Genomic DNA, 23,634 nt, shown 5'->3' on the forward strand with positions numbered 1-23,634 from the left:
TCACGGGTGCTGGCTGCTGACCGACAGGACCTCGCCGGTCAGGTACGACGAGTAGCCGCTGGCCAGGAACACGATCACGTTGGCCACCTCCCACGGTTCGGCGTGGCGCCCGAAGGCCTCGCGGCCGGTCAGTTCCTCCAGCAGTTCCGGGGTGGTGACCTTGGCGAGGTGCGGGTGCATGGCCAGGCTCGGGGAGACGGCGTTCACCCGCACTCCGTAGGCGGCTGCCTCCACCGCGGCGCACCGGGTGAGGGCCATGACGCCGGCTTTCGCGGCGGCGTAGTGGGCCTGTCCCCGCTGGGCGCGCCAGCCGATCACCGAGGCGTTGTTGACGACGACGCCGCCGGCGCCCGCGGCCTTCATGCGGCGCAGTGCGGCCCGAGTGCAGCGGAAGGTGCCGTTGAGGGTGACGTCGAGGACCTTGTTCCATTGCTCGTCGGTCATGTCGACGAGGTCGGCGGTGCCGCCGAGGCCCGCGTTGTTGACCACGATGTCCAGGTGTCCGTGGTGCTCTTCGGCGTGCTCGAACAGTGCGGTGACCTGGTCGTCGTCGGTGACGTCGCAGGGCCGTGCGGTGACGCGGTCCGTGCCGAACTCGGCGGCCAGCTCCGCCGCGCACTCCTTCAGGCGGCGGGCGTGGGCGTCGGAGATCACGACCCGTGCGCCTTCCTCCAGCAGCCGCCGGGCGGTGGCGCCGCCGATCCCGGCACCGGCCGCGGCCGTGACGACGGCGGAGCGGCCGGTGAGCAGCTGGTGGCCGGGCAGGTACGGCGGTGGGGCCGAGGTCATGGGCGTACCTCCTTCGGCAGGCCGAGGAGGCACTCGGCGTGGACCTCCTCCGCGGTGCTCATGCGCGGCTCCCGGCGACTCTCGACGGCTGACGTGCCGTACGTTAACCTACCAAACACTTGTTAGGGAAGGAGGTTGCGGATGTCCACCGACCGCACTGCGCCCCCCGAGCCCGTCCGTTTCGAGCGCCGCGGCGCCGTCGCCCTGGTGACGATGGACCGGCCCGAGTACCGCAACGCCCAGAACTCCGCGATGACCTACGCCCTGGACCGGGCCTTCTACCGTGCGGCGGACGACGACGAGGTCAAGGTGGTGATCCTCGCCGGAGCGGGGAAGCACTTCTGCGCCGGCCACGACATCGGCACACCTGAGCGGGACGCGCACCTGCCGTTCGACCGCAAGGCCGGACTCTGGTGGGACCACGCGCACAAGTCGGGGGCCGAGAGCCGCTTCGCCCGCGAGTCCGAGGTGTATCTGGGCATGTGCCGGCGCTGGCGCGAGCTGCCCAAGCCCGTCATCGCCTCGGTACAGGGCGCGTGCGTGGCCGGCGGGCTGATGCTCGCCTGGGTCTGTGACCTGATCGTCGCCTCCGAGGACGCCTTCTTCGCCGACCCCGTGGTCCGTATGGGCATCCCAGGGGTCGAGTACTTCGCCCACCCGTGGGTGATGCCGCCTCGGATCGCCAAGGAGTTCCTCTACACCGGCGACCGGATGAGCGCGCGGCGCGCCTACGAGGTCGGCATGGTCAACCGGGTCGTGCCACGGGAGGAACTCACCCAGCACACCATGGAGTTGGCGGAGCGGATCGCGGCGATGCCCCGGATGGGGCTGGCGCTGACCAAGCGCGCCGTCAACCAGGCGGAGGACCTGCAAGGCCTGCACTCGGGGCTGGACTCGGTCTTCGGGCTGCACCATCTCGCCCACGCCCACAACGCCGAGACCGGCGACGACCCGCTCGGCGGGATGGACGTGCGCGCGATGAAGGAGGCCCGCCGCTGATGGACCTCGACTTCACCGCCGCCGAGGACGCCTTACGCGCCGAGGCCCGGGACTGGCTCGCCGCCCGTGTGCCGTCCGTTCCGCTGCCGTCGCTGGAGACCGCCGAGGGGTTCGCCGCCCACCGGCAGTGGGAGGGCATGCTGTTCGCCGACCGCTGGTCGGTGGTCTCCTGGCCCGAGCAGTTCGGCGGCCGGGGCTCCTCCCTGCTGGAGTGGCTGATCTTCGAGGAGGAGTACTACCGGGCCGGCGCGCCCGGCCGGGTCTCGCAGAACGGCATCAACCTGCTCGCCCCCACGCTCTTCGAGTACGGGACCGACGAGCAGCGTGAGCGCGTCCTGCCGTCCATGGCGAGCGGTGAGGTGGTCTGGGCGCAGGCCTGGTCCGAGCCGGAGGCGGGGTCCGACCTGGCCTCGCTGCGGTCCGTAGCCGTACGGACGGAGGGCGGCTGGCGCATCAGCGGGCAGAAGACGTGGTCGTCCCGGGCGGCCTTCGCCGACCGCGCGTTCGGGCTGTTCCGCAGTGACCCGGAAGCGGACCGGCCGCACCGGGGCCTTACGTACCTGATGTTCCCGTTGGACGCGGACGGGGTGACCGTGCGGCCCATCGGGCGGCTGGACGGCAAGCCCGCCTTCGCCGAATTGTTCCTCGACGACGTCTTCGTGCCGGACGAGGACGTCATCGGCGAGCCGGGGCAGGGTTGGCGGGTCGCCATGAGCACCACCGGCAACGAGCGGGGGCTGACCCTGCGCAGCCCCGGTCGCTTCACGGCCGCGGCCGACCGGCTCACCTCGCTGTGGCACTCCACCGCGGACCCCGATGCGGGCGTCACCGCGCTTGGTGACCGGGTCGCTGACGCGGTCATCGGCGCGCGGGCCTACCAGTTGTTCGCCTACGCCCACGCCTCGCGCATCACCGCCGGCGGGGTGATCGCCGCCGGCGGGTCGATCGGCGCCGAGTCCAGCCTCAACAAGGTCTTCTGGTCCGAGCTGGACATCGCCCTGCACGAGACCGCCCTTGATCTGCTCGGCCCCTACGGCGAGCTTTCCGACGAGGCCACCGAGGCGCCCGCGCACGGCAGTTGGGCTGAGGGCCACACCTTCTCGCTGGCCGGGCCGATCTACGCCGGCACCAACGAGATCCAGCGCGACATCATCGCCGAACGGCTGCTCGGCCTGCCGAAGGGGCGCCGGTGATGCGTTTCCTTCTCGACGGCGAGCAGCGGGAGTTCGCACGCACCCTGGACGGCATGCTGGGATCCGCCGGCACACCCGGCGTCGTACGGTCCTGGGCGTCCGGCGATCACGGACCCGGACGTGCCCTGTGGGGCAGGCTCGGGGAGGCCGGCGTCTTCGCCCTCGCCGTTCCGGAGGAGCATGAGGGTGTGGGGCCGTTGCCCGTCGAACTGGCCGTCGCTTTCGGTGAGCTGGGCCGGCATGCCGTACCCGGTCCGCTGGCCGAGACGGCCGCCGCCGGCGCTTTGCTGGGCCGGCTCGGCGGGGACGCGGCCCACGTCTGGCTTCCGCAGCTCGCGTCGGGCAAGGCCGTGGCGTCCCTGTGCGTCCTGTCGCCCGGGGGCAGCCCGTACGCCCTGGACGCCGACGCCGCGGACGCGGTGTTCGTCGTGGACGGCGACACCGTACGGCTCGCGGACTCGCACGGCCCGGTGCAGCCGTCGGCCGATCCGGCGCGGAGGCCGGCCCGCCCGCTCGGCGGAGTCGTGTTCGCCCAGGGGCCCGCGGTGACCGCGGCCGCCGCGTACGCCGCCGATGTGGCTGCGCTGGTGACGGCGGCTCAGGCCCTCGGGCTGGGACGAGCCCTGCTGGAACGCACGGTGGAGTACGTGCGGCAGCGCACCCAGTTCGGGGTGGCCGTCGGCTCGTTCCAGGCGGTGAAGCACCGTCTGGCCGACACCCTCATCGCCCTGGAGTTCGCCCAGCCGCTGGTCTACGCCGCCGCCCTGGCCCTTGCGGCGGACGATCCGGCGGCGGGCCGGGAGGTCGCCGCGGCGAAGGTGTCGGCCTGCGAAGCGGCGTACGGGGCGGCGCGTACGGCCCTTCACCTCCACGGCGCTGTCGGCTACACCGCGGAACCGGACCTGTCCCTGTGGATTCGCAAGGCCCGTCCTCTGCGCACCGCCTGGGGTACTCCGGCCGTGTGCCGAGCCCGGGTACTGGCAGGCGGAACCCTGCGATGAAGCGGGCGGCCCGTCCTCACATCACGGTCGGGAGTCTGCCGAGCGTGGCGTGTGCCTCGGTCATGATCCTGTCGACGAGTTCGGCGCAGGACGGCAGGTCGTCGATGATCCCCCCGACCTGGCCGCAGGCCATCACGCCCAGGTCGGTGCGGCCGTCGACCATCGCGGCCTTGAGCAGCATCGGGGTGTTGGCGGCCAGCAGGACCTGGCTCCAGGTCAGTTCCTTGCCGTGCTTCATGACCAGGCCGTCGCGCACCAGGCCGGCCCAGCTCAAGCCGGACTCCCGTTTGAAGGCGGAGGCGTGCCGCAGGGCGCGCAGCAGGGAGGCCGCGCGGCCGGAGCGCTCCAGCGCGTCCACCAGGTCGGTGCGCAGCATCCGGTGGGGCAGGCCGTCGACCTTGGTGGTGACGGTGACGTCCTGGACACCCGCCGCCAGGTAGCGGGCCTTGACCGCGTCGGGGACGGTGCTGTCGGAGGTGAGCAGGAAGCGGGTGCCCATGGCCACGCCGGCGGCGCCGTAGGCCAGGGCCGCCACCAGTCCGCGTCCGTCCCGGAAGCCGCCGGCGGCGATCACGGGGATGTCCACGGCGTCCACGATCTGCGGCAGCAGCACCGTGCTGGCGACGCTGCCGGTGTGGCCGCCGCCCTCGCCGCCCTGCACCAGCACGGCGTCGGCGCCCCAGGCCGCGACCTTCTCGGCATGCCGCCGGGCGCCCACCGAGGGGATGACGACCACGCCGGCGTCCTTCAGACGGGTGATCAGCTCCGGTCGCGGCGCGAGAGCGAACGAGGCCACCTTCACGCCCTCGTCGAGGATGATCCGCACCCTCTCCCCCGCGTCCGAGGCGTCGGCCCGGAGGTTGACTCCGAAAGGCGCGTCGGTGCGGGACCTGACCTCGCGCACGGCCGAGCGGAGCCGCTCCGGGGCCATGGTGGCGGATGCGAGGATGCCCAGGGCTCCGGCGTTGGCGGCGGCGGAGACGAGTCGGGGCCCGGCCACCCATCCCATGCCGGTCTGGACGATGGGGGTGCGCACTCCGACGAGTCGGGTGAGGGCCGTGGCGATCGCGGAGTCGCTCATGCGGGCACCTCACGGTCGCGGGCGCCCTTCGGGTCGATGACCTCCCGGACGAGGCGCAGCTCCTCGGTGGCGGGCTCACGGGTGTACGGCACTTCGTCCGGGACGGTGAGGGCGAAACCGGTGGCCTTCAGGATCTGCTCGACGGTGACCCCCGGGTGCCTCGAGCGCAGCCGCATCGAGTGGTCCGGGGTGGCGAAGTCGAAGACGCCCAGATTGCTGACCACCTCCGGGACGTGGTGGAAGCGGGTGGCCGACGGGCCGGCCTCGGCCGCACGGTCGTAGCCGACTCCGCACACCATGTCGACCTGCTCCACGAAGGCGCGCGGGGAGTGCTTGGGCACCCAGTAACTGGTCGTATTGTTCAGGGTGTTGACGGGGGCACCCCGGACGCCCAGCAGCTGTCGTGCGGGGCGGGCCCAGTCGCCGATGCAGGAGATGTTCTGGTTGCCGTGGCGGTCGATCTGGCCGGCGCCCATCATCACGTGCCGCCGTCCCGTGGCGACGAGGGCCAGGTGCTGGCGGTAGGGCAGCCAGCCCTCCACCACCTGGGCGCGGGCACCGAGCGCAGGGACGTCGCCGATGAGCAGTGCCTCGCCGTCGGTGAGCAGCAGGTCGGGCGCGAACGTCAGCTTCGCCAGCCGGGCGCCGATGGCGGGGACGGTGCCCATGGGGCTCGCCAGGATTTCCCCGGAATGACGCCAGGCCTCCGCGCAGGCCACCACGCAGTACTCGGCGCGTGTCACGCCGGTCGTCGTCGCACCGCCGCTCATGACTGCTGCTCCTCGTGGAAGGCCTTGACGGCGGCCTGGTACGCCTCTTCGTCGCCGGACAGGAACCGCTCGGAGAACCCCTGCCAGGCCTGCGCGTCGCGGGCGGCCCGGGCGTAGGCCTGCTGGAACGCCTCGTCGCGGTCATGGTCCGGGACACAGGAGGTGAAGTGCGCCCCGTTCGGGGTTTGTACGACGCCGTTCACGAAGGCCCGTTTGATCAGCAGCGTCTGCGGGCCCGCCTCCTTGAGCAGGTCGGCGGTGTCCACGATCCGCTCGCAGGAGACGTAGGAGGCGGCAGCGGCCTGGCAGAAGAGGTCGTCGAAGTACGGGTCGGGGCCGAGGTACTGCGCGTTGCCCTGTGGGTCCGCCCGGTTGAGGTGGACGAGCGCGGCGTCCAGGCACAGGGCAGGGACCGCGACGAGTTCCTCGGCGTCCTCGTAGGGTGAGGTGACGGTGCGCAGGTGCGGGTTGACCTTCATCACGTCGGAGCCGAGGCCGGCCCTGACCGGCAGGAACGGCAGCCGCTGGGCGGCGGCGGTCAGGCCCCACATGAACATGGCCTCGTCCAGTTCCACCAGGTCGAAGGCCCCGCGCTGCCGGGCAGCGGTGAAGTGCGGTTCCAGGGCGACGGAGTCCAGGGTGGCGAACGGGGCCACGAGGGTGCGGATCCGTCCCGCCGCGGCGAGCAGGCCGACGTCGGGACCGCCGTAGGACACCACGGTCAGGTCGGTGACGTCGGAACGTAACAGTGCGCGGATCAGGGCCATCGGTTTGCGGCGCGATCCCCAGCCGCCGATGCCCAGAGTCATGCCGGAACGGAGCCGGCCGACCACTTGCTCGGCGGTCATCGTCTTGTCGCTCAACGCGATCCCCCTTCTGGCGACTTGGGCTACTTGGACGGCTTAGACGGTTCGGACGGCTTGGCCGGCTGGGACGACGTTGACGGCTTGGACGACCGGGACGACACGAACGCCTCGCGGTACCGGTCCGACACGCCGCTGAGGTTGGCCTCGAACGTGAAGCCCTGCTCGAAGCGGTAGCTGCGGCGGACGTCCACCGGGTCGATGCCGTTGATCGACGCCTTGGCGAGGCGGACGAGCAGGCCGTCCTTGGCGGCGATCTCCCTGGCCAGCTCCATGGCCGCGGCGTGCAGCCGCTCGCGCGGGACGACCCGCCACACCGAGCCGTGGCGGTGCAGTTCGTCGGCCGTCACGGTGCGCGAGGTGTAGTAGAGCGTCCGCATCAGGTGCTGGGGGACCAACCGGGCCAGGTGGGTGGCCGCGCCGAGCGCACCCCGGTCCAGCTCCGGCAGGCCGAAGGTCGCGTCGTCGCTCGCCACGATCGAGTCGGCGTTGCCGACCAGGCCGATGCCGCCGCCCACACAGAAGCCCTGCACGGCGGCGACGACGGGGACCTCGCAGTCGTAGACCGCTGCGAACGCCTCATAGCAGCCGCGGTTGGTGCCGACGAGCGCCGTGTACCCCTCCGTGCGCTGCATCTCCTTGATGTCGGCGCCGGCGTTGAACCCGCGCCCCGTCGCGGTGAGGACGACGCAGCGCACGCCCGGATCGGACCCGGCCGCGCGCACCGCGGCGGCCAAGTCGTACCAGCCCTGCACAGGAAGGGCGTTGACCGGCGGGAAGTCCACGGTGATGACGGCGATGCCCTCTTCGGGGCTTGCGGTGGAGACACCCATGGGCGCATCAGCTACCTTTCCACCAAACGTTTGTTAGGCATGAAGGTAGCAGCGGAGTACGCCTCGCGGGAGGTCCCCCATGGCAACGATCACCGATCTGAGCGGACGCGTCGCGGTGGTCACCGGCGGAACGAGGGGCGTGGGCGCGGGCATCACCCGGGCACTGCTGGAGGCCGGAACCCAGGTGGTGACCTGCGCCCGGCGCCCCGCGGACCGGCCAGTCGAAGCGGCTGGGCGCACCGCCCGGTTCCTCCCGGTCGACCTGCGTGACGCGGACGCCGTCGGCGCCTTCTTCACGCACGTGCGGGGCGAGTACGGCAGGCTGGACGTCCTCGTCAACAACGCCGGGGGCACGCCGTACCGGATGCTCGAGGAAGGCGGGGCCGAACGGCACGCACGCGTCGTCGAGTTGAACCTGCTCGCTCCCCTGACCGCCTCCCTCGCCGCCTACGAGCAGATGCGCACCCAGCCCGGCGGCGGGTCGATCGTCATGATCGGCAGTGTCAGCGGCAGCCGTCCGTCACCGGGCTCGGCGGCCTACGGCGCGGCCAAGGCGGGGCTGGAGCAGCTGGCCCGCAGCATGGCCGTGGAATGGGCCCCGCTGGTCAGGGTCAACACCCTGGTCCTCGGCATGGTGCGCACGGAGCTGTCGCATCTGCACTACGGCGACGAGGACGGTGTCGCGGCCGTCGGCCGCACGGTGCCGCTCGGCCGGCTCGCCGACCCGGACGAGGTGGGCGACGCCTGCGTCTTCCTCGCCTCCGATCGCGCGGCGTACATCAGCGGCGCGAGTCTGCTCGTCCATGGCGGCGGTGAACGCCCCGCCTTCCTCGACGCCGCCACCGCCGGCAACTGAACTCGCTTTCCAGACTTCCCAGCGGAAGGACCCAGAGCATGTCCGGACTGTGCAGCGAACGTGTCGCGATCGTCACCGGGGCGGGGCGCGGACTGGGCCGGGCGCACGCCCTCGCCTTCGCCGCCGAGGGTGCGAAGGTCGTGGTGAACGACCTTGGTGTCGGCCTCGACGGGACCGGTTGCGGGACGAGGCCCGCCCAGCTCGTCGTCGACGAGATCGTCGCCCGCGGAGGACAAGCGCTCGCCCATGCCGGGGACATCGCCACGACGGAGGGCGCGGCCTCGTTGATCCGCGCCGCCATCGAGACCTACGGCCGCCTCGACACCCTCGTCAACAACGCCGGGTTCCTGCGCGACCGCATGCTGGTGAACCTCGGCGAGGACGACTGGGACGCCGTCATGCGCGTCCACCTCAAGGGACACTTCCTTCCCCTGAGGTACGCGGCGGCCCACTGGCGGACGGAGGCCAAGACGGGCCGTGTTCCGACGGCCCGGGTCGTCAACACCAGCAGCGGAGCAGGGTTGTCGGGGAGCGTCGGCCAGGGCAACTACTCCGCGGCCAAGGCCGGGATCATCGGACTGACACTGGTCGCCGCCGCCGAGATGCGCCGCTACGGCGTCCTGGTCAACGCCATCGCCCCGGCGGCGCGTACCCGGATGACCGAGGCGACGTTCGCCGAGACCATGGCGGCCCCTGACACCGGCTTCGACGCCATGGCCCCGGAGAACGTGTCCCCGCTCGTCGTGTGGCTCGGCTCCGCGGCCTCCGCCGGTGTGACGGGGCGGGTCTTCGAGGCTGAGGGCGGTCGCATCACGGTCATGGAAGGGTGGCGCCCCGGTCCCACGGCGGACAAGGGAGCCCGGTGGTCCCCTGCCGAGGCCGGAGAGACAGCGCTGAAGCTCCTGGCGGAGGCGACGATTCCGGAGCCGGTGTACGGGGCGCATTGAGCTCCGGCGGATGAAGGGGCATCCCTGGCGGCCGGCCACCTCCCCAACGCATGCCCAGTGGGGCTCGGTTGGCGACGGCATCATGAGCCGTGGATTGAACATCGGAAGCTACGCATCTGGCGGGGCGCCTACTTGAAGTCGGCGAAGCGGGAAGCATCAGCATCTCCGCCGGTGACGAACTGAGGATCTGGGTCACCTGCCAGCCGCACGAGGGCCGGCCCTCCGGACTCCGGCAACGAGCGGATGGCGCACCCGGTCGATGGTGGGTCGGCAGTGCTTGCCGTCCCGCCCTCGGCGACTCCCCGCGCCCCCAAGACGCTCCTCGCTACTCCGCCGTGTTGCGCGCCAGCGCGTTGTTACCGGTCGAGTTGTGCACACTGAAGCTCACCGCGTCCGAGCGGTAGCGGTCGTCCGACCACTCGACCGGGCGTCCTTCGCGGGTGGTTGTGATCCTGCGAACCCTGAGCAGCGGGCTGGTGCGGCGGATGCCGAGCAGTGCGGCGTCCTGGGCGCCGGCCGCGACCGCGTCGATGACGTGCTCGCCGTAGGCGAAGACCAGCCCTGTGTCGTGATAAAGGCGCTGGGTGACGGAGGGGCAGTCGGGCTCGATCGTCTCGACGGCCGGGGAGATCCAGTCGGCGTAGACCGTGCGTTCCAGCAGTACCGGTTCGCCGTCCAGGCCCCGCACCCGCAGGACGTTCAACACCGGGATTCCTTCACGGAGTTGCAGGCGAACGGCGTCCTCGGCCGTCGCCGGGCGGTACTCCTGGCCCATCACACGCCCGGTGGCCTCGCGGCCCATCGCCTGCGCCCACTGGGCGAAGCTGCGCAGTTCGGCGAAGCTCTGGCTGCGGCGGCCGGCCAGCACGACGCGGCGGGCCCCCTGGCGGGAGCCGATGAGGCCCTCGGCGGTGAGGGCCGCGACGGCCTGGCGGACCGTGCCGCGGGAGACGCCGTAGTGGGCCGCGAGCTCCGCCTCGGAGGGCAGCCGGCTGCCGACGGTGTACTCCTCGCGGTCGATGGCCCGCCGCAGTTCGTCGGCGATGTGCTCGTGTCGCGCCGTCATGCTTCCCCTCTGAGTCGGCCGCTGTGCACAGCACAAGCAGCCTAAACGACATCCGTCGGGGATCCTTACCGGGGCGGAGCGAGGGCAAATCCAGGAGAAGTCTTGTGCCGGAGTTCACTGACAGGACATCTGCGGCGGGCCTACTTGGGGCCAACTTGTTCAGACAAGTCTCCCACGCCTCCTGATCCCTCGCGCGTCCCCCTGGAGCAGCCGTGTCCGTGTCCCTGCCGAGAACAGCCGTCCTGCGCGGTTCCCTCGCCGTCGTCGCCGCGCTCGCCCTGAGCGCCTGCGGCGCCGCCCCCGACAACGCGTCGGCCTCCGCCGACGGCAAGAGCGCCGCGACCACCGCCTCCGCCGCCGCCTTCGGCGGGATGGACAAGCTGGTCGCCGCGGCGAAGAAGGAGGGCACGCTGCACGCCATCGCGCTGCCCCGCGACTGGGCCAACTACGGCGCCCTCATCGACGGCTTCCAGAAGAAGTACGGCATCAAGGTGCAGGTCGAGAACCCGGACGCCGCCAGCCAGGACGAGATCAACGCCGTCACCTCGCGCAAGGGCCAGGACCGCGCGCCCGACGTCCTCGACCTCGGCAGTTCCTTCGCACTGAGCGCGGCCCGGCAGGGGCTGCTCGCGCCGTACAAGGTGCGGGGCTTCGCCGACATCCCCGAGGGGCAGAAGGACGCGCAGGGCCGCTGGTACAACGACTACGGCGGCTACATCTCCATCGGCTGCGACGCCAAGCGGGTCAAGCAGTGCCCGGCGACCTTCGCCGACCTGCTCAAGCCGCAGTACAAGGGCCAGGTCGCCCTCAACGGCAATCCCACCAAGTCCGGTTCGGCCTTCGCCGGCGTGTACGCGGCCGCTCTCGCGAACGGCGGTTCCTTCGACGACATCCAGCCCGGTCTCGACTTCTTCGCCAAGATGAAGAAGAACGGCAACTACACGCCCGTCGAGTCGACCCCGGCCACCGTCGAGAAGGGCGAGACGCCCATCAGCATCGACTGGGACTACCTCAACGCCGGGTACGCCGACGAGTTCAACTCCAAGGGGCTGAACTGGAAGGTGACGGTCCCGAACGACGGCAGGTTCGCCCAGTACTACTCCCAGGCCATCAACAAGGACGCCCCGCACCCGGCGGCGGCCCGCCTGTGGGAGGAGTACCTCTACAGCGCCGAGGGCCAGAACCTGTGGCTCAAGGGCTACGCACGCCCGGCGCTGATGGCCGCCATGGAGAAGGCCGGAACCCTCGACAAGGCCGCCGCCGCCAAGCTGCCCAAGGTCTCCGGCACGCCTGCCTTCCCGACCGAGGCCCAGCAGAGCAAGGCCAAGACCGTCCTCGCCGAGGGCTGGGGGAAGGCCGTCTCCGGATGACCGCCGCCCTTCCGAAGGCCGCTGCGGTGCCCGTCGCTTCGGTGAGGCGGCGGGGCCGCGCCTCCGGCCTGCTCGCCGTCCTGCCGCTCCTCGTCTTCACGGCGATCGCCTTCGGCCTGCCCGCCGCCGCCATGCTGAACGGTGCCTTCACCGTGAAGGCCCAGGCCACCGGCGCCGCGTCCTACAGCCTGGCCAACGTGACCACCTCGCTTCGGGGGCCGTACCTGACCGCGCTGCTCGGCAGCGTCAAGCTCTCCGCCGTCTCGGCCGCCGTCGCCGGCGCGGTCGGACTGCCGCTCGCCCACGCCGTGGTGACCTCACGCTTCCGTGCGCTGCGCCAGGCCGTGCTCACCGCCTCCGGGGTGCTCGCCAACTTCGGCGGTGTCCCGCTGGCCTTCGCCTTCGTCGCCACGCTGGGCAACGCCGGTGTGCTGACCCGGCACCTGGGCCTCACGGACACGGGCTGGGACCTCTACAGCTTCTGGGGTCTGGTGATCGTCTACCTGTACTTCCTGATCCCGCTGATGGTCCTCACCATCACCCCGGCCCTGGAGGGCCTGCGCTCCCAGTGGCGCGAGGCCGCCCACAACAACGGCGCCACCACCCTCCAGTACTGGCTGCACGTCGCCCTGCCGGTCCTCGCTCCCTCCCTGCTCGGCGGGCTCGTCCTGCTGTTCGGCAGTGCCTTCGCCGCGTACGCCACCGCCGCCGCCATGGTGGGCAGTTCCGTCCCGCTGGTCACCCTGCAGATCGCCGACGCCCTGTCCGGGAACGTGCTGGTGGGCCAGGAGAACGTGGCGCTCGCCCTCAGTCTCGACATGGTCCTCGTCGCCGGCCTGGTCATGGCCGTGTACCTGCCCCTGCAACGGAGGAGCGCGCGATGGCTCGCCTGAACCTGTGGCGCTGGGGCGTTCTGGCCTGCACCGGGCTGTACTTCCTGGTGCCGCTGGCCGCATCCGTCGTCTTCACGCTCGACGTGCCGAACCAGGGCATCACCTTCGATGCCTATACCCACATCTTCTCCACCGGCGGCTTCGGCTCCAGCCTGCTGCTCTCCCTGGAGCTGGCCGGCGCCACCATCGTGCTCGTCCTGCTGCTGATGGTGCCTGCCATGGTCGCGCTGCGGCTCGGCGCGCCCGGTCTGCGGCCGGTCGTCGAGGTGGTCTGCTCGCTGCCACTGGTCGTGCCGCCGATCGCGTTCGTCGCCGGTATCGGCACCGTCCTGAAGTGGGGGCCCGACCATCTCTCGCGCACCCCGCTGTTCCAGACCTTCGTGGCGATCCAGAACCCGGGTTTCCCGTTCGTACTGGTCCTCGCCTACGTCGTGATGGCCCTGCCGTTCGTGTACCGGGCCCTGGACGCCGGGCTGCGCGCCATCGACGTCCGCACCCTCGTGGAGGCCGCCCGCAGCTGTGGGGCGAGCCGGGCGCAGGCGCTGCTGCGGGCCGTGCTGCCGAACCTGCGCGGGGCTCTGCTGAACGCCTCTTTCCTGACGCTGGCGCTGGTGCTCGGTGAGTTCACCGTCGCCCAGTTGCTCGGCTTCCAGCCGTTCGCCGTGTGGATCGTGAACGTCAGCGGTTCCCAGGCCCAGCTGTCTGTCGCCGTCTCCGTGCTCAGTCTGCTCGTCACGTGGGTGCTGCTCCTCGCGCTGGCCGGCGTCGGCGGGCGTACCCGAACCACTTCCTCCCGGGAATGAACATGACCGCCACCTCTGCCCGCACGCCCCAGAAGCCGGTCGTCACCGATCAGGCCGCCGCCGTCGAGTTCCGTAGGTTGCGGCGGGAGTTCGGTCCGACCGTCGCCCTCGACGGACTCGACCTGGACGTACGTCCGGGTGAACTGCTCGCTCTGCTCGGCCCTTCCGGCTGCGGCAAGACCACCGCCCTGCGCATGCTCGCCGGGTTCGAACAGCCCGACGCCGGCCAGGTGCTGGTCGACGGCGAGGACGTCACCCGCGTCCCGGCCCACCGCCGGGACGCCGGCATGGTCTTCCAGTCGTACAGCCTCTTCCCCCACCTCGACGCCGTCGACAACGTCGCCTTCGGGCTGCGCATGCGCAGGGTGGGGGCTGCCGAACGGCGGTCTCTCGCCGCCGAGTTGCTCGACCTGGTGGGTCTCGGCGACAAGGGCGACCGTTTCCCGCACCAGCTCTCCGGCGGGCAGCAGCAACGCGTCGCCCTCGCCCGCGCGCTCGCCCTGCGTCCGCGCGTGCTGCTGCTCGACGAACCGCTCTCGGCACTCGATGCCAAGGTGCGCCTGACCCTGCGCGAGGAGATTCGCCGCCTCCAGCAGGAACTCGGCATCACCACCCTGTTCGTCACACACGACCAGGAGGAGGCCCTCTCCATGGCCGACCGGGTCGCGGTCATGCGCGCCGGGAGACTCGAACAGTGCGCTCCCCCGGCCGAGTTGTACGGGCGTCCCGCCACCGCGTTCGTCGCCGAGTTCGTCGGCACGATGAGCCGGATCCCCGGGCAGCTGCACGGCACGACGGTCGAGGTCCTCGGGCAGCGGCTGCCGGTTGACGGGGCAGTGCCCGCGACGCCGGAGGTGGATGTCCTGGTGCGGCCGGAAGCGGTGCACGTGACGGCGGACGAGCACGGCAGCGCCCGTGTGGTCGCCACGGCGTTCCTCGGCGCGGCCACCCGCCTCAGCGTGCGGCTGGCGAACGGCGTCGAGGTCAAGGCCGACCTGCCCACCCACGAGGCCGCCGTGCTCGGCGCCGGGGCCGCCGTACGAGTGTCGCTGCCCGACCGGCCGGTGCTGGTGGCCGAACGCTGAAGCTCATCCTGCCCGCCCCCCAGGTGAAAGAGACAGCCGTGAACCGACTTCCGCTCGAGGCCGTCCTGTTCGACATGGACGGCACACTCGTCGACACCGAACGCCTGTGGTGGGAGGCGGTGGCGGAGGTCGCCGGGCGGGAGCTGACCGAAGCGGACCAGCCGGACGTGCTCGGCCGACCGGTCGAGCACACCGCCGCGTGGCTGGCCCCGGAGACGCGCCGGTCCGCCACCGAGCTCGCCGCCGCTCTGCACCGGGCGTTCACCGACCGGGTCCGGACGGGAATCGTCCCCCGCCCCGGCGCCCTCGGCCTCCTCGACGCCCTCGCCCGCGACGGCATCCCGACGGCCCTGGTCACCGCCTCCCCCCGGGCCGTCGCCGACACCGTCCTCGCCGCCCTCGGCACCCGCCGCTTCGCGGTCTCCGTCACCGCGGACGACACCGAGCACACCAAGCCCGCCCCCGACCCCTACCTCGCCGCCTGCCGCGCCCTCGCCGCCGACCCCGCCCGCTGCGTGGCCGTGGAGGACACTCAGACCGGCGTGACCTCCGCGGAAGCCGCCGGATGCGCGGTGCTCGCGGTGCCCTCCCTGGCACCGATCGCCGCGGCGCCCGGACGTACGGTGCGCGGCAGCCTCGAAGACGTCACTCCTGAACGGTTGAGCGGCATGTTGCCCCGCGAACTGCGCGTGCTGAGCTGGAACCTCTGGCACGGGGGGACGAAGGTGGACGACCACCGGGCCAAGCAGCTCAAGGGCATCCTCGACACCGGGGCGGACGTCGTGGGCCTGCAGGAAACCGGCGGTACCGCGGCCGGGGAACTGGCCGAGGCCCTCGGCTGGCACCACCACGCGGCGGGCGGAAACCTCGGCATCATCAGCCGCCACCCGATCACCACCGGCCTCGGAGACCCCCGCATCGGCTTCTACGGTGCGGCCGGCGCCCGCATCCGCATCGACGGGGCCGATGACGTGGACGTCTGGACCGCCCATTTCCAGCCCACGCCCTACGGGCCTTACGGGGTCTCTTTCGACGGTCTCCCCGCATCCGAGCTGATCGCCCACGAAGGGGCCCGTCTCGCGCAGATGCGGGACACCCTGCGCAGGATCGCCCACTCCGCCGGCCCCGACCGGCCCGTGATTCTCACCGGGGACTTCAACACTCCCTCCCACCTGGACTGGCCGGACGTCCCATGGCCGGTCACGGAAGCCGCCGAGAAGGCGGGCCTGCGCGACTCCTACCGCGAGGCCCACCCCGACCCGGGCGCCGACCCCGGCCACACCTGGTCCCCCGTCCACCCCGAGCACGAGGACGGCAGTGGCCGGCCCGAACCCCACGACCGCATCGACTACGTCCTCCACAACGGGCAGGGCCTGAGAGTCCTCGACTCCCGTACCGTCGTCAGCGGCACCCCACGCCCTTGGCCCGACGTCGCCGGCAACGACTGGCCGTCGGACCATGCCGCGGTCGTCACCACGTTCGCCGTGTACCGCGCGGAGTGACCAGCGGTCTGCGTGCTCGTACGAGCTTCACGTCTCCACGCCGGTCTCATGCAGCGGCCCCGCGGTGCCCTGCCTCGTCCGGATCGCCCAGGGGCCGTGTCAGCCCGTCGTCCACCTCCGGACGGCGGCCCGGCTCCGTCTCGTCCAGCCCCCAGTGGTGCCGGCAGTCATCACACCGATACACCCCGGTCCCCGCATCGATCGTCAGCACCGCGCCGTGCGGGCACCCACTGCCGTCACCTCGGCCTGCGCACTCCAGCTCCCCGGTATCCCCCATGGGTCGAACCGTGCGCCCCGCCAGGCATGGCCGGCAGGGTGCCCGCCGGGCGCACAGGAGCTTGAGACCGGCACACCACCTCAACTACCCCCGCCAGTCCCACGAGCGCTGGATCAGTAGTCGAAATCGATGTAGTCGATGTCGTTGATGGCCACGTCCGAGAGCCCCATGGCGCGGGCTCCGCCGTCCTGGAAATAGGTGGTCCGGAATCCGTCGGCGATGATCTGACGCAGTTGCTGGTCGGTGGCGCCGGCCTCCCGGGCGTCGAACAGCTGCTGGGCGTACGCCGGGGGGAGGTGCACGGTGAGGCGACGGAAGCGGCCGTCGTCGGTTGTGCCGACCGGTGCCGTGTAGCCGAAGCGGGCTCGTGTCTCCACCGTGATCCCGCGTCTGCTGGCGGCCTCTGCGCGCCGGCGTCTGCGGACCTGCGGCTGCCACCGGGACCGGACGGCGGCATCGATCCTCTGCTGGATCGCCTGCGGCGGGTGTCTGCGCTCCCCCGTGCGGTAGCGCTCCACCGACCGCTGGCTCACCCCGAGCTCCGCTGCGACGGCCCGTGTCGTCTTCAGCTGCCTCACCAGGAAGTTGATCTGGCCCTTGAGCGTCTTGGGTGGCCGGCGGGTGAAGGACTCCTGGTCGGCGCGCTCGATGGCGTCGTCGATTTCTCCCACGGCGTCAGCTCCCTTGCCGGATCAAGCTCTACTCGCCCTCGTCCAGGACGGCGTCGCCGCCCTTGACGTGGCGGGAGGGGTTCAGGCCCTTCTCCATCAGGTCGACCGCCCAGAGCATCTCCTGGACCCCTTCCAGTTTCGCCATGCCCGGGCTGGGGCCGAGGCGGAAGCCGCCGGGCTGGGGCTTGCCGGAGGCGGCGTAGGGGAGGAAGTCCAGCGGTGAGGGGCCGGGGCTGGGATAGACGACGCAGTCGGACAGTACCGCGAGCGGGTACAGGCCCGTCATCCGGGACATGTTCAGCAGTTTGCGGTGCATGTTGACCCGTGCCTTGGAGATGACCGCCGCGCGGATGTCGGGGCGCCAGGTCGGGCGCTCCAGGGCCGGCCACCGCTCCCCCTCCTTGTAGTGCCGTCCCTGGGGGCGTTCGCGCAACTTGCCGATGCCGCCCTTGACGGTGGCCTTGACCGCCGCGAGGACGGCGGTCAGGGCCGGGTCGGCGTCCTTGTGCCGCTCCATCGCCGCGAGGAAGGCGTCGTCGTCCAGGTCTCGGGTGACCCCGAGGTCGGCGAGGGTGTCGAGGTAGGCGGTCTTGAGCCGGTCGTGCCACGGATCCAGGTACGCGCCGGTCTCCCGGCGCAGGTACGCCTCCAGCGGCTGCACGTTGTAGCCGAGTTCCTGGGCGTAGGCGACGGTGTGCGTCTGGTACCAGGCCGGGCCGACCGGCCGCTCACCGGTCGGCGTGAACGGGCTGGGCAGACGGGGGTCGAGCTCCACGTGCGAGAGGTCCACCAGCCAGGAGCCGGGGATCTTCGGATTGAACTGCGGTGCGCGGAAGTGGTCCGGTGCCGACAGACCGACGGTGAGGCGGGCGGCGGCCGCGAGGAACGCGGTGTTCAGGTCCAGGCCGACCGCATAGGGCAGGTGGCACTCCTCGTCGGTCAGCAGATCGATGTCGCGGACCCACTGGTAGGCCTCCTCGTTCAGGAAGCCGCCCTTCCAGCCGGAGTTGACGACCACGGGGTGCTCCGGCGTGGCTTCCGGCGGCGCCGGGTCCATCGGCTCCGTCCCGAGGCTGCCCGGATTGTGGCCGGGGGTCCAGTTGCCGGTCGCTTCGTCGCGTACCGCGCGTGTGGGCGGGCGCAGGGCCGTCATCAGCTCCAGGCCGGAGACGGCGGTGGAACCGCGCGGGGTGATGACGCGCTGGGCGTAGACACCGAGGGCGCGGGCGATGTCGGCCGGTTCCATGTCGGCGAGGCCGGGCCAGGACCGCTCGTCGAGGGCGTCCCAGGACAGGAGGGCCAGCTGTACGCACTGTCGCTGGGTGCCGTGCGCCTTGCGGTAGATGCGCGCCCACGGGCCGAACCCGCGCTGGGTGAGCTGCCACTTCGCCTTCGTCACCTGCTTGACGACCGGGTGGTCGTCGGGCAGGCGCAGGGAGCGGCGTTGCTCATGGCCCTCCAGGCGTTCGGGAAGCCCGAGCTTTACGGCAGCCGCGGGGGTGAGGACGATCAACGGGTCGGAGTCCTTGCCGTTACGGTGCAGGCGCGGTGCGCCGAGGCCGGACTCGCGCAGCGTCCACTCCACCAACTCCGGCACGGACGCGGCGGGGCAGTCGAGGACGATGCCGCCGACGCCGTACGCGGAGCCGTCTCCGTCCAGCACGGCCAGCGGGCCGTGCGGGAAGCGTGCGTCGGCGGCGGACTGACGGGGCGTTTTCGGCGCCGGGCGCCGCGGTGCCGTGGCCGGGCGCCGGGGGGCGTTGCGCTCCGGCGCGACGGGTGCCCTTGCGGGAGCGGCGCTCTCCGGCTCCGTCTCCTCGGACGGGGGTGGGCTGCCGAGCGTTGCCCGCGACTCCGGCTGGGGCGGGGCGTCCGGAACCGGGGCGCTGTGTGCGGGGTACTTCTCGGCCCAGCCTCGGAGCAGACGCTGGTAGGCCTCCAGGCGTGGCGACTTCGGCTCGGAGCGGCCGTTCTCGTAGTTTTTCACTGTCTGCGTCGTGGTCTTCAGCGCCCGGGCGAGGCGGGCCTGGGTGACGCCGGCGGCCTCTCGCAGCCGCGCCCGCTCCGCCGGGTGCGGGAGCTGCGGCTCCTCTTCCAGCAGAGCGTCCACGTTGGCGAACAGCTCTTCCTCGGATGCCATGTCGGTCTACCTCCCGCCCGGGAGCCTACCAGCCTTTACCTCGTCACTTAACCTGTCCTTTAACCCAGGTCAGCGGACGCGGCGGCTCGGCGAAGGCGGAAGCAGTCAAGGACGACCGGCAGGTTCGACCGACCCGGGGCCTGCTGACTAGCAGGGCCTCACGAACCAGACGGGCGTCCAGTCATAGCTCGCGACGCTGAAGGGCGCGCCGAGGGTCGTGTGGATGACGTTGCGATTCTGGTTCTTGAACACTGCACGGGTGCCGGGGGTCTGGTTGTTGTAGTAGGAGCCCTCGCCGGCCCAGTTCTGCAGCGCGTGGTCCTGGCAGTGGTACAGCGCGAGTCGGTCGCCCATGCCGAGTGTCTGACGGAACATGCAGAAGTACGTGTAGTCGCACTCCCATTGTGCAGCGGCCCGGCCTGCGGCCGACGTGCTCATCTCCCGCACGTAGCGCTCGCCGGGAACGGTCACCGTCAGCTTGGCACCGTCGGCCAGGACGATCTCGTTCGCCGAGACCTGTCGTCCGTCCTGGCGGGACAGGTAGCGGTCCACCTTGGCCTGGAGAGCGTCGGCTTCGTCCCGGCTGAGGCCGGCAGCGCGGGCCTGTCGGTCGAAGGCCGCAGACGTCTGTGCCGTGTCTGCGGATGCCGGTCCCGCCAGTCCGACCGTCAACAGGGCCAACGCTGTGGCAGCGAGGGATGCGTACCGCTTCAGAATGGACATGCCCTTCCCTTCCTGAGGAAGCCGTGATGCACTGCGGCATCACCGGGAACGTATCCACCCGGACCACCGGTGTCTTCCTGACATCTGTCAGGACACTGGGACAACCAGGCGAACAGGCCAAGACGGACCGTCTCGTATCAGCTCGTTCACGAACAGGCCAGTCTCCCCCAGTTGGCCGTTCCCGGCCGCTCGGACGGGCGGTTACCGTCCGAGCATGGACGAGCTGACCAGGGTCATCCGTCACGCCGCCGAGCAGGCCGCCGCTTACCGCCGCTCACTGCCCGTGCGGCCGGTGGCGCGCCCCGTGGACCACGCAGCACTGCGCACCGCCTTCTCCCGCCCCTTGAACCGCTCGCCCGCCGACCCGCTCACGGTGATCGACGAGTTGGTGGCCGCCGCCGAGACGGGACTCGTCGCCAACGCGGGGCCGCGCTTCTTCGGCTTCGTCGTCGGCGGGGCGTTGCCCGCGGCCACCGCCGCGGAGATCCTCGCCGCCGGGTGGGATCAGAACGCCTTCAACGCCGCGCTCTCCCCCGCCGCCCTCGCCGCGGAGGAGGCGGCGGGCGCCTGGCTGAAAGACCTCCTCGGGCTCCCCTCCACAGCGTCCGCCGGGTTCGTCACCGGCGGGCAGGCGGCCAACACCGCAGGGCTGGCGGCAGCCCGGCAGTACCTGCTCACCGAGGCAGGCTGGGACGTCGCGCGCAAGGGCCTGGGCGGCGCCCCGCGCCTGCGGGTGGTCGCGGGCGAGGAGCGTCACGCCACCATCGACCGCTCGCTGCGGCTGCTCGGCCTGGGCACCGACTGCGTGGAAACGGTCCGCGCGGACGGACGCGGCGCCCTCGACACCGAAAACCTGCGTCGCGTGCTGGCATCCGCCCCGGACGCACCGGCGATCGTCTGCACCCAGGCGGGAAACGTGAACACCGGCGCCTGCGACGATCTCCGTACGGTCTGCGGTCTCACCCACGCCCACGGCGGCTGGGTGCACGTCGACGGCGCCTTCGGATTGTGGGCGGCCGCGAGCCCGGCGACCCGACCCCTCGTCGACGGCGTCGAACTGGCCGACTCCTGGGCCTGCGACGGCCACAAGTGGCTGAACGTGCCCTACGACTGCGGCTACGCCTTCTGTTCCCGCCCCGCCGTCCACGCCGACGCTCTGGCGTACACGGCCTCCTATCTCACCCGCGCGGACGGTGCGCCGGTCGGTGGCGCGGACTACACCGTCGAGTCCTCCCGCCACGCTCGCGGCTTCGCCACCTGGGCGGCGCTGCGTGAACTCGGCCGGGACGGCGTCGCCGCACTCGTGGACCGCTGCTGCTCCCTCGCCCGCCGTTTCGCCGAGGGCCTGACCGCGGCGGGCTTCGAGGTCGTCAACGACGTGACGCTCAACCAAGTCCTCGTCGGCTTCGGTGACGACGCCCGCACCGACCGCGTGGTTCAGGCCGTGCAGAACGACGGCACCTGCTGGATGGGTGCCACCACCTGGCGCGGCCGACGGCTGATGCGCGTCTCGGTCTCCGGCCACGCCACGACGGAGGACGACGTCGACCAGTCGATCGCAGCGATCGCGCGGCTGGCGCGGACGTCGTGAGCTGGCGGCACTCACCTCTTCCACGCGTTCGATGCCGAAGAAGCACACTCCATCGAAAAAGTGTACGTTTCATACTTTTCCGGGCTCCTGATGAGATCTAGTCTCATGTACAGATGGCGGGCGATGGCCGGCCAGTCGACCACCGCCGCCTGTATGAGCGGAGGCGGAGATGAAAGCGTCGATACGGCGGTCCGCGGTCTTCGCGAGCGCGGCCGCTCTTGTGATAGCCGTCTGCGGCACGACGGGCACCGCCCAGGCCGATCCGGGCGATGGCGAGCTCCAGTTCGGCTACGTCCTGCCGGAGACGGGACAGCTGGCCTACCTCGGCCCGCCGCAGATCGAGTCTCTCAAGTTCGCGATAGAGAAGATCAACGACGCCGGCGGGGTCCTGGGCAAGTCCGTGCCGAATGTGGTCGCCAGTGACGAGGCGGGCCAGGAGGCCGTTGCCGCGCAGTCCGCGGACCGGGTCCTCTCGGCAGGCGTGGACGCGGTCATCGGCGCCGCGGCTTCCGGGATGTCGCTGGCGTTCATCGACCGGGTGACCGGTGCGGGCGTCGTGCAGTGTTCGGGGTCGAACACCGCTCCCACGTTCACCGACTACGAGGACGACGGCTACTACTTCCGTACCGTCCCGAGCGACGCCCTGCAGGGGCCCATCCTGGCGGATACCGTCCGCGACGACGGCCACGACCGGGTGGCCCTGGTCGCACGGGCGGACGACTACGGGCGCGGCCTGATGGAGGCCACCCGGAAGTCGCTGGAGGAGCGCGGTGCGACGGTGACGCTCGCCGAGACCTACGACCCGAAGGCGACCAACTTCGACCAGGTCGTCCGGCAGATGGACAACTCCAGGCCGGACGCCGCCGTGGTCATCGCCTTCGAGGAAGGCACCCAGATCCTCCAGGGCATGCTCGAGTCCGGTCTCGGACCCGACCAGATCGGCGTCTACGGCGCCGACGGACTGCGCAGCGAGGAATTGCCGTCGCTGGTGTCCCCGGGCCAGCCGGAGAGGCTCTCCGGGATGAAGGGGACCGCGCCGGCATCGGCGGAGAACGAACAGTACGTGAACGATCTCAAGGAATTCGCGCCGGACCTGAAGGAGCTCCAGTTCGCACCGCAGGTGTTCGACTGCGTGACGACGATCGCGCTCGCCGCCGAGAAGGCGGAGTCCGACGATCCCCGCGAGTACGTGAAGGAAATGAACGGGATCACCAGGGACGGCGAGAAGTGCAACTCGTTCGCCGCCTGCAAGGAACTGATCGCCGACGGCAGGGACATCGACTACGACGGTGTGAGCGGTCCGCTCGAGTTCACCGACAAGGGCGAACCCCGACAGGCGACGATCGAGGTCTACGGCTACAACGACGAGGGACAGCTGGAGACCCTGCGTACCGAGACCAGCAGGGGCGTGGAGTGACCGGGAGGACCGACAGCGGGAGTCAACGGACGCGGGCGAGCGTGCCGAGGTAGAGCTCGATCACCTTCTCGTCGTGCAGCAGGGCCGTACCCGTGCCGGTGTACGCGTTGCGGCCCTGGTCGAGGACGTAGCCGCGGTCGCAGAGTTGCAGGCACCTGCGGGCGTTCTGCTCGACCATGAGCACGGCGACGCCCGCGCTGTTGATCGTCCTGCACTGCTCGAAGACATGGTCCTGATGGAGCGGTGACAGGCCGGCGGACGGCTCGTCGAGCAGCAGCAGCTGCGGCTCCATCATCAGCGCGCGGGCCATCGCTAGCATCTGGCGTTCACCGCCGGACATCGCGCCGGCCTTCTGCCCGCGGCGGTCGGCCAGGACGGGGAAGAGCTCCTCGACCGCCGCGACCCGCCGCGCCTGGTCCTTGGGCCGCAGATAGATCCCCATCCGCAGGTTCTCCTCGACGGTCAGTGTGGAAAACACGTTCTGCAGCTGCGGAACGTAGCCCACGCCCCGCCGGACCAGCTCGTGCGCGGGCCGGCCGGTCACGTCCTCGCCGCGCAGGCGCACGGTCCCGCCGCGCACCCGCAACAGCCCGAAGACGGCCTTGATCAGAGTCGACTTGCCGGCGCCGTTGGGGCCGATCACGCCGACCACCTCGCCCGGCCGCACCTCGACGCTGCATCCGCGCAGCACATCGACACCGGGGACGTATCCGGCGACGATGTCGTCGGCCGCCAGTACCGGTGCCTGTTCCGCGACGGACATC

The 23,634-nt window shown here is 71.3% G+C and carries 22 protein-coding genes; 12 read left to right on the plus strand and 10 right to left on the minus strand.

Annotated elements, in window-relative coordinates:
* Positions 1–789 (minus strand): SDR family oxidoreductase, encoded by a 789-nt coding sequence (locus tag A4E84_RS00850; protein ID WP_062924684.1) that lies wholly within the window; start codon positions 787–789, stop codon positions 1–3.
* A gap of 141 nt (positions 790–930) precedes the next feature.
* On the opposite strand from A4E84_RS00850, the gene A4E84_RS00855 reads away from it, so the two are divergent.
* The 3 genes from A4E84_RS00855 to A4E84_RS00865 are packed head-to-tail and all read left to right on the plus strand — an operon-like array spanning position 931 to position 3,982.
* Positions 931–1,788, plus strand: a complete 858-nt coding sequence (locus tag A4E84_RS00855; RefSeq protein WP_062924685.1) for an enoyl-CoA hydratase — start codon at positions 931–933, stop codon at positions 1,786–1,788.
* Positions 1,788–2,981: an acyl-CoA dehydrogenase family protein gene (locus A4E84_RS00860; RefSeq protein WP_062924686.1), complete on the plus strand. Its 1,194-nt coding sequence runs from the start codon at positions 1,788–1,790 to the stop codon at positions 2,979–2,981. Before A4E84_RS00855 ends, A4E84_RS00860 begins: the two co-directional genes overlap by 1 nt.
* The gene (locus A4E84_RS00865) at positions 2,981–3,982 is read left to right on the plus strand and encodes an acyl-CoA dehydrogenase family protein (protein WP_062924687.1); all 1,002 of its coding nucleotides are present in this window, start codon (positions 2,981–2,983) and stop codon (positions 3,980–3,982) included. Before A4E84_RS00860 ends, A4E84_RS00865 begins: the two co-directional genes overlap by 1 nt.
* A gap of 16 nt (positions 3,983–3,998) precedes the next feature.
* Here the strand turns inward: A4E84_RS00865 and A4E84_RS00870 are convergent, their stop codons facing one another.
* The 4 genes from A4E84_RS00870 to A4E84_RS00885 are packed head-to-tail and all read right to left on the minus strand — an operon-like array spanning position 3,999 to position 7,529.
* Complete coding sequence (locus A4E84_RS00870) at positions 3,999–5,063, minus strand: NAD(P)H-dependent flavin oxidoreductase (RefSeq protein ID WP_062924688.1); 1,065 nt, start codon at positions 5,061–5,063, stop codon at positions 3,999–4,001.
* Positions 5,060–5,833 carry a CoA-transferase subunit beta gene (locus A4E84_RS00875; RefSeq protein WP_062924689.1) on the minus strand — a complete coding sequence of 258 codons (774 nt, stop codon included), beginning with the start codon at positions 5,831–5,833 and terminating at the stop codon, positions 5,060–5,062. Before A4E84_RS00875 ends, A4E84_RS00870 begins: the two co-directional genes overlap by 4 nt.
* Positions 5,830–6,696, minus strand: coding sequence for a CoA transferase subunit A (locus tag A4E84_RS00880; RefSeq protein WP_237304748.1), 867 nt, complete (start codon positions 6,694–6,696; stop codon positions 5,830–5,832). The genes A4E84_RS00875 and A4E84_RS00880 overlap by 4 nt, the downstream gene beginning before the upstream one ends.
* A 26-nt stretch (positions 6,697–6,722) precedes the next feature.
* Positions 6,723–7,529: an enoyl-CoA hydratase family protein gene (locus A4E84_RS00885; RefSeq protein ID WP_062924691.1), complete on the minus strand. Its 807-nt coding sequence runs from the start codon at positions 7,527–7,529 to the stop codon at positions 6,723–6,725.
* 79 nt (positions 7,530–7,608) lie between these two features.
* Between A4E84_RS00885 and A4E84_RS00890 the strand changes: the two genes are divergently transcribed.
* Positions 7,609–8,385 carry an SDR family oxidoreductase gene (locus A4E84_RS00890; RefSeq protein WP_062924692.1) on the plus strand — a complete coding sequence of 259 codons (777 nt, stop codon included), beginning with the start codon at positions 7,609–7,611 and terminating at the stop codon, positions 8,383–8,385.
* A 38-nt stretch (positions 8,386–8,423) separates the two neighbouring features.
* Complete coding sequence (locus A4E84_RS00895) at positions 8,424–9,332, plus strand: SDR family oxidoreductase (RefSeq protein WP_062924693.1); 909 nt, start codon at positions 8,424–8,426, stop codon at positions 9,330–9,332.
* 325 nt (positions 9,333–9,657) lie between these two features.
* Here the strand turns inward: A4E84_RS00895 and A4E84_RS00900 are convergent, their stop codons facing one another.
* Positions 9,658–10,398: a GntR family transcriptional regulator gene (locus tag A4E84_RS00900; RefSeq protein WP_062924694.1), complete on the minus strand. Its 741-nt coding sequence runs from the start codon at positions 10,396–10,398 to the stop codon at positions 9,658–9,660.
* Between the two features lie 212 nt (positions 10,399–10,610).
* On the opposite strand from A4E84_RS00900, the gene A4E84_RS00905 reads away from it, so the two are divergent.
* From A4E84_RS00905 to A4E84_RS00925, 5 genes are read left to right on the plus strand one after another with little or no spacing between them, the layout of a single operon-like run.
* Complete coding sequence (locus A4E84_RS00905; RefSeq protein ID WP_062924695.1) at positions 10,611–11,768, plus strand: ABC transporter substrate-binding protein; 1,158 nt, start codon at positions 10,611–10,613, stop codon at positions 11,766–11,768.
* Positions 11,765–12,661, plus strand: coding sequence for an ABC transporter permease (locus A4E84_RS00910; RefSeq protein ID WP_062924696.1), 897 nt, complete (start codon positions 11,765–11,767; stop codon positions 12,659–12,661). Before A4E84_RS00905 ends, A4E84_RS00910 begins: the two co-directional genes overlap by 4 nt.
* Positions 12,649–13,464 carry an ABC transporter permease gene (locus tag A4E84_RS00915; RefSeq protein ID WP_062924697.1) on the plus strand — a complete coding sequence of 272 codons (816 nt, stop codon included), beginning with the start codon at positions 12,649–12,651 and terminating at the stop codon, positions 13,462–13,464. The genes A4E84_RS00910 and A4E84_RS00915 overlap by 13 nt, the downstream gene beginning before the upstream one ends.
* Positions 13,465–13,466: 2 nt before the next feature.
* Positions 13,467–14,549 (plus strand): ABC transporter ATP-binding protein, encoded by a 1,083-nt coding sequence (locus tag A4E84_RS00920; protein WP_062924698.1) that lies wholly within the window; start codon positions 13,467–13,469, stop codon positions 14,547–14,549.
* Positions 14,550–14,587: 38 nt separating this feature from the next.
* Complete coding sequence (locus A4E84_RS00925) at positions 14,588–16,051, plus strand: HAD-IA family hydrolase (RefSeq protein WP_079128808.1); 1,464 nt, start codon at positions 14,588–14,590, stop codon at positions 16,049–16,051.
* A gap of 390 nt (positions 16,052–16,441) precedes the next feature.
* Here the strand turns inward: A4E84_RS00925 and tpg are convergent, their stop codons facing one another.
* The 3 genes from tpg to A4E84_RS42780 all read right to left on the minus strand — a co-directional run bounded on the left by tpg (position 16,442) and on the right by A4E84_RS42780 (position 19,862).
* Entirely contained in the window at positions 16,442–16,999 is a 558-nt protein-coding gene (tpg, locus tag A4E84_RS00930; RefSeq protein WP_062924699.1) for a telomere-protecting terminal protein Tpg, read from the minus strand.
* 28 nt (positions 17,000–17,027) lie between these two features.
* Positions 17,028–19,139 carry a telomere-associated protein Tap gene (gene tap / locus A4E84_RS00935; protein ID WP_062924700.1) on the minus strand — a complete coding sequence of 704 codons (2,112 nt, stop codon included), beginning with the start codon at positions 19,137–19,139 and terminating at the stop codon, positions 17,028–17,030.
* A 147-nt stretch (positions 19,140–19,286) separates the two neighbouring features.
* Positions 19,287–19,862 (minus strand): peptidase inhibitor family I36 protein, encoded by a 576-nt coding sequence (locus A4E84_RS42780; protein ID WP_062924701.1) that lies wholly within the window; start codon positions 19,860–19,862, stop codon positions 19,287–19,289.
* Positions 19,863–20,076: 214 nt separating this feature from the next.
* Between A4E84_RS42780 and A4E84_RS00945 the strand changes: the two genes are divergently transcribed.
* Positions 20,077–21,453 (plus strand): pyridoxal phosphate-dependent decarboxylase family protein, encoded by a 1,377-nt coding sequence (locus tag A4E84_RS00945; RefSeq protein ID WP_062924702.1) that lies wholly within the window; start codon positions 20,077–20,079, stop codon positions 21,451–21,453.
* Between the two features lie 169 nt (positions 21,454–21,622).
* Positions 21,623–22,870, plus strand: a complete 1,248-nt coding sequence (locus tag A4E84_RS00950) for an ABC transporter substrate-binding protein (RefSeq protein WP_062924703.1) — start codon at positions 21,623–21,625, stop codon at positions 22,868–22,870.
* A gap of 22 nt (positions 22,871–22,892) precedes the next feature.
* Here the strand turns inward: A4E84_RS00950 and A4E84_RS00955 are convergent, their stop codons facing one another.
* Entirely contained in the window at positions 22,893–23,633 is a 741-nt protein-coding gene (locus A4E84_RS00955; protein ID WP_062924704.1) for an ABC transporter ATP-binding protein, read from the minus strand.
* Between the last annotated feature and the right edge of the window lies 1 nt (position 23,634).

It is taken from the genome of Streptomyces qaidamensis, from assembly GCF_001611795.1.
Classification (GTDB): Bacteria; Actinomycetota; Actinomycetes; order Streptomycetales; family Streptomycetaceae; genus Streptomyces; species Streptomyces qaidamensis.